Origin of the sequence: Crocosphaera sp. Alani8 (assembly GCF_038442745.1) — a bacterium.
In the GTDB taxonomy this organism is placed as follows: Bacteria; Cyanobacteriota; Cyanobacteriia; order Cyanobacteriales; family Microcystaceae; genus Crocosphaera.
Window position 1 is genome coordinate 1 of sequence record NZ_JARVCN010000206.1, and the last position, 5,860, is coordinate 5,860.

The 5,860-nt window shown below is 39.7% G+C and carries 6 protein-coding genes; all 6 read left to right on the forward strand.

All coding sequences use genetic code 11. The annotated features are described in order from the left end of the window. On the forward strand, nucleotides 1–847 hold an 847-nt coding region (locus tag P9B04_RS12865; RefSeq protein WP_342055391.1), incomplete at its 5' end, for an HAD-IC family P-type ATPase. 72 nt (nucleotides 848–919) lie between these two features. Beyond that, nucleotides 920–1,735, forward strand: coding sequence for a metal ABC transporter permease (locus P9B04_RS12870; RefSeq protein ID WP_342055392.1), 816 nt, complete (start codon nucleotides 920–922; stop codon nucleotides 1,733–1,735). 118 nt (nucleotides 1,736–1,853) lie between these two features. Continuing rightward, nucleotides 1,854–2,567 (forward strand): two-component system response regulator RppA, encoded by a 714-nt coding sequence (gene rppA, locus P9B04_RS12875; RefSeq protein ID WP_342055393.1) that lies wholly within the window; start codon nucleotides 1,854–1,856, stop codon nucleotides 2,565–2,567. Nucleotides 2,568–2,585: 18 nt separating this feature from the next. Beyond that, entirely contained in the window at nucleotides 2,586–3,968 is a 1,383-nt protein-coding gene (rppB, locus tag P9B04_RS12880; RefSeq protein ID WP_342055394.1) for a two-component system sensor histidine kinase RppB, read from the forward strand. A 137-nt stretch (nucleotides 3,969–4,105) separates the two neighbouring features. Beyond that, nucleotides 4,106–5,005: an alpha/beta fold hydrolase gene (locus tag P9B04_RS12885; RefSeq protein ID WP_342055395.1), complete on the forward strand. Its 900-nt coding sequence runs from the start codon at nucleotides 4,106–4,108 to the stop codon at nucleotides 5,003–5,005. A 318-nt stretch (nucleotides 5,006–5,323) separates the two neighbouring features. Then, complete coding sequence (locus P9B04_RS12890; RefSeq protein ID WP_342055396.1) at nucleotides 5,324–5,665, forward strand: hypothetical protein; 342 nt, start codon at nucleotides 5,324–5,326, stop codon at nucleotides 5,663–5,665. Nucleotides 5,666–5,860 lie beyond the last annotated feature (195 nt).

Consider the following 5,860-nt stretch of genomic DNA (forward strand, 5'->3'; position numbering starts at 1 on the left):
TTGCCTCTTTTCGTCATCTGGTAAGGCTTTCAGGTATTCGTGTCCCCACGCCAGCGGCAAGGCAATTACCCAAGCTGCTTTACAGAAAAATTTCCAATTGCAAAATGCCAGTCAAGTACAAGCAAAAACGGGTTTAGGAATTGTCGGTGAAGTTGCTGGAAAAACAATTAAGGTAGGAAAAGCTACTTTTATTCGTCAAGAAATTCCTCATTTAAACCACGAACTCGTCCAGATAAATAAACGCCTGGAAAAACAAGGAAAAACTGTTGTCTGGGTGGTTGAAAATGAAAAGGTTATAGGTTCGATTGCTGTTGCTGACGCTATTCGACCAGAAGCAGCAGCATCGATCAAAGAATTAAAAGAAATGGGGATCGAACAAATAGTTTTACTGACGGGAGACAATCAAGTTACTGCTAATAGTGTTGCTGAATCCCTTGGCATAGAAATGGTTCATGCCGAACTTCTGCCAGAAGATAAATTGACAGTTATTCGACAGCTACAGCGAAAATATCAAAATGTAGCAATGGTAGGAGATGGTATTAACGATGCCCCTGCACTTGCTATGGCAACAGTCGGTATAGCTATGGGTGGTGCTGGGAATGATGTCGCTTTGGAAACTGCCGATGTAATCTTGATGAGCGATCGCCTAGAAAAAATATCTCAGGCCATTAGCCTCGGTCGTCGTGCCAATCGTATTATCAAACAAAACATTACTTTTGCGTTGTCTTTTATTTTTCTATTATTGATAGGCAACTTTACAGGTAATATCAATATGCCTTTAGGGGTAATTGGGCATGAAGGCTCTACAGTTTTAGTAACTATAAGTGGTCTTCGTTTATTACGGTAATGTGGTTCAAAAATTACAACCCAAATCCAGGTATTCATAAAAAAGCTTTAATTATTCCTACTTGTCATTATCATGAACCTACCCGACTTCCTGAATCTTTTTAGTTTACCCTTCATGCAACGGGCCGTAATAGGTGGCGTACTGCTTGGTATTTTAGGAGGAATTTTGGGCAGCTTTTTAATCTTGCGTCGTCTCTCTTTATTTGGAGCGACGGTGGGACATTCGGCAATTCTAGGAGTGGTTTTAGCAGCATTGTTGGAACTTCCTGCTACTTGGACGCTAATTGGTTTTACTGTTGCTTTTGGTTTGGGAGTAATTTATTTAATTGACAGAACCAATTTGCGTAACGATACAGTTTTGTGTATTTCTATGTCGGGTTCAGTCGCTTTAGGCACAATTGGCTTTAGTTATGTCAAAGGATATCGAGGTAATTTATTATCGATTTTATTTGGGGATATTCTAACGATTGGGAATACAGATTTAATTTTATTATCATTACTTTTATTTGTAACTTTATTCTGGATAATTATCAGTTTACCAGAGCAAATCTTACTCACCTTCAATAGAGATTTAGCCCTAGTCAAAGGCGTACCCGTTCTCCGTTATCGTTATTTTTTTACCGTGCTTTTAGCAATCACTATAGCCATAACTATTCGGATAGTTGGTATCGTGTTAGTTAACGGTTTTCTAGTTATTCCTGCTGCTTCTGCGAGATTAATTTGCCGGCAATTTGTTCCGTTTTTAGCCACTGCTGCGGGGATAGGTGCCACCAGTGGAGTAATAGGAATGATCATTTCTGGCGCGCTCAATCTGCCTAGTGGTCCGAGTATTGTTTTGGTTCAGTTATTTTGGTTTTTGGCAGTGGCTTTATGGTGTCGGCAGGGTTGAATCATTACTCGAATTAAGGATAATTAATTTGAAGAAGTTGCCGAATAGAGAGATGAAATTCAGGTGAAATAGCAATGGCTTTGGTAGAATTAGTTTCGTAGTTGAGGTGTCAGGCGCGATGCGAGTTCTACTGGTGGAAGATGAAAAAGATTTGGCACTAGCAATTAAACAAGTTCTAATCGGCGAGAAATATGTGGTGGATTGGGTGTCAGATGGGATTCAAGCCTGGGACTACTTGGAATATCAGTGGACGGATTACACCGTAGCGATTATTGATTGGCTACTTCCGGAATTATCGGGGCTGGAGCTATGCCAGCGACTTAGAGCGCACCAGAATCCCTTACCCGTGCTGATGCTCACTGCCTTGGGTCAGCCAGAAAACCGCGTGACAGGTTTAGATGCAGGAGCCGACGATTATTTGGTAAAACCCTTTATCATGGAGGAGTTACTGGCACGATTGCGGGCGTTACAACGAAGATCGCCCCAATTTCAACACCAAGCCCTAACCATAGGCAAATTTACCCTAGATGATGCCAACAATGCCCTATGTGTGAAGTTAACTCAATCCCCTAAAACTATTCCCTTAACCGTCAAAGAATTCCAAATTTTTGCCTATCTAATGAAGCATCCAGATCGCATTATTTCAGGGAGTAAAATTCGTAATCAACTATGGGATCTCGATGCGGAACCCATGAGTAACGTGGTGGCTGCACAAATGCGCTTAATCAGACGAAAATTAGCCAGTTATAACTGTATTTGTCCTATTGAAACCATCAGAGGTCAGGGCTATCGATTTAACAAACAGTTGGCAGAAGACAAAAATCAAGCGTGAAGAAAAAGAACAGAATTGATGAAAACCTCCCAATTATTTCGTCATAGTCGTCTTCGTTTAGCTTTTTGGTATGCTTTGGTGATGGGGGTAATTTTAAGTTTATCGGGGTTTGGGATGTATCGCTCCCTTGTTCAATCTAATTGGAAAGCAATGGAGAGTGAAATGGAATCTATTGCCGGGACACTCCACGACAGCTTAGAACCTATGTTACCTGCTTCAGAAGAGCCAACAAACGTATTAAAGCGTATTTTGCCAGAATTATGTTTAGTCGGACAACCCTGTAACCTTAATCCTAGTTTAATCGAGAGACATACCACTGGAATTAGCGATCGCAATACTTACTATATTCGTCTGTTTAATCATCAAGGCCAACTATTAGCTTTTTCTCCCAACCAACCCACTAATCTCTCTCAAACCTTAAATTCTGACCCCTGGCAAACTTTTACCAGTCAGAGAACTCGTTATCACCAATTTACAATCATTCTACACAGTGCTGATACTGATTATTTAGCTCATCAGCAAGGTCTCAATCCATCTTGGGGTTATTTACAATTGGGACGTACCTTAAAACCCTTTGATGCTGAAGTTAAACGCATACAAGCTATTTTAATTATCGGGTTTCCCCTGGTTTTAGGGTTTGTTGTGGTGTCAAGTTGGTGGCTTTCACGGTTAGCCATGCAGCCGATTTATCAATCATATCAACAGCAACAACAGTTTACAGCCAATGCTGCCCATGAATTGAGATCGCCCCTAGCTAGTCTTTTAGCCACTATAGAAGCAATCTTAAGGAGACAACCCTCACAACCCCAAGATTTAACAAAGATGTTACATACCTTAGAACGACAAGGAAGACGTTTAAGCAATCTAATTACAGACTTACTCTTGTTGACCAGTCTCGAAGCACAATCATACTCTAAACGGTTTCAATCTTGTTGTTTAAATGATTTAGTGAGTGATTTGATAGAAGAATTTTCCGAACTTGCTACCATTGCCGATATTGACCTAATTGAGCAAATTCCTGATGAGCCAATTTATGTCTTAGGAGACGAGTCCCAATTATACCGTTTAGTTTCAAATTTAATTGCCAATGCTGTTCAATATACCTCGAGTGGCGGTCAAGTTGTCGTTAGTTTAACAACAAAAGAACGGACTGCATTGATTCGTATTAAGGATACAGGTATTGGTATCACTACCGAAGAACAGAGTCGAATTTTTGAGCGATTTTATCGTGTCGATAGTGATCGCGCTCGAAAAAACGGGGGGACTGGGTTGGGTTTGGCTATTGCTCAGGCGATCGCTTATCATCATCAAGGTCATCTTACCGTTAAAAGTCAACTGGGGACAGGTAGTTTATTCACGATTTATCTACCTTGTACAGTCAGAACTAGCGAACCGTCATGAAGGGCAAGATTTAGTAGATCGCAAAGTCAGTTTCAGAAACGGAAATTTTCAGGTGGTGATCGCTTGTCTCAACCTTACTTTTTGATCTACTGTAACTATCTTGTACTATTGAAATAAATTTCTCTCTACTAACAGCTATGACTAAAGCAAGCTTACTAAGTCAACCTAATTCTAGTATTGGCGGAACAAAGAATTTTTACAACTGGAATTTTTTAGACAAGCAATATCGAGTTGTTTACGAAACTGTCGGTGCAGGAAACCCTGTACTTTTACTTCCTGCTTTTAGTACGGTTTCGAGTCGCACCGAGATGAAAGGGATTGCCAATCTACTTGCTACACATTATGAAGTGACAGTTTTAGATTGGTTGGGGTTTGGTGAGTCTCAATGTCCCCCTGTGGATTATAATCCCGCATTATTTCATCATTTATTGAGAAATTTTGTGAAATCTGTTTTTAATAGCTCACTTATTCTTATTGCTTCTGGTCATGCTTCGGGATACGCTTTAAAATTTGGACAGGATAACCCAGATATCATTTCTCAACTAATTTTAATTGCTCCCACTTGGCAAGGACCTTTACGAGTTATGGGGTTACCTGATGGAGTAAGAAATGGGGTAAAAAATCTAGTGAGATCCCCTTGGATCGGACAAGGTTTATACTATCTCAATACTACGCCTTCCTTTCTGCGCTTGATGTACAAACGCCACGTTTATGTAGATGAAAGCAAACTAACTCCCGAATTTATCGCCCAAAAATACCAAATCACTTCTAAAGAGGGTGCCAGATACGCTCCTGCTGCTTTTGTCACTGGTGCGCTCGATCCCGTAGCAGATAGAGAGGAGTTTTTGCAACTTTTAGATTCAATATCGATACCCGTATTAATTATTCTGGCGGAAAATGCACCACCCAAATCGAAAGTGGAAATGGAGGCGATGGCAGAGTTGGAACAAGTGCAAACAGTTAAATTAGGAGGAACTTTAGGTATTTATGAAGAGTATCCCGAAGCTGTGACAGAGGCGATTCAGAATTTTCTTTAGCCTCAATGTTTATTGACAACGCTCCTCACTTCTAGGGCGGTTCCACGGGGGTGGATGGCTAATTTTAGATTAAGAACGATCTTTTTGAAAATGATATCGATTATCATTTTCATTATCTAAAAGAGTTTAGGAATTAAGTAGTCGGACATAAATAAGCAGCACTATGTTAATTTATGTAAAGAATTTTCAGGCGATCGCTAATCATCACAAAAAGAACTTGAGGGAAAACTAATTGACCTTGCTCGATTAAACTAGAATTGGCGCACCCCAAAAGTAGGGACAGGTTTGTTATACTTTTTCTGTTCAATAATGAGTTGAATGATGAAAAACTCAGAACCCATTGAAGGGACGGCTGAACTATTATTATTAGATTTAGAGTTGTTAGATATTCATGATGTTTGGGAAAATGCCGGTTCTACTCGCTATGGTTATGTTGACCCCAATGATTTAGCTGAAGAAATGGCATCAGAAGTGATTCAACCCTTCTTGGATGAATGGAAACAACTGGAAACTGAACAGGAAAAGAAAACTTATGCTTTAGAATTAATCAAGGGTCTTGAACTGTTCCAAACTTCTTCATCAGAGTTTAAAGATGCAGCCGTTAACACTATTGATGAGACACTGGACTTATTAAAACAAAGTTTATCTCCGACAAATTGAAATTCGTAATATTGACGTTCGCTCATTACTTAGTCTCTAGGAAAGTTAAGTTTGTTATTTGTTGATCAAGTATCACCTTTTACTAAAATATCAAAGTGTAAAACATCTTCACGTACCCCCAGTTTAGTATATAGGTTAATCTCACATCTTGCACCAAGAAAAGTTGATATGAGAAGCGATATCTGAAAGCCTTAT

Coding starts and splice junctions, on each gene's coding strand:
- P9B04_RS12870 (WP_342055392.1), top strand. CDS start 920: ATGAACCTACCCGACTTCCTGAATCTTTTTAGTTTACCCTTCATGCAA.
- rppA (WP_342055393.1), top strand. CDS start 1,854: ATGCGAGTTCTACTGGTGGAAGATGAAAAAGATTTGGCACTAGCAATT.
- rppB (WP_342055394.1), top strand. CDS start 2,586: ATGAAAACCTCCCAATTATTTCGTCATAGTCGTCTTCGTTTAGCTTTT.
- P9B04_RS12885 (WP_342055395.1), top strand. CDS start 4,106: ATGACTAAAGCAAGCTTACTAAGTCAACCTAATTCTAGTATTGGCGGA.
- P9B04_RS12890 (WP_342055396.1), top strand. CDS start 5,324: ATGATGAAAAACTCAGAACCCATTGAAGGGACGGCTGAACTATTATTA.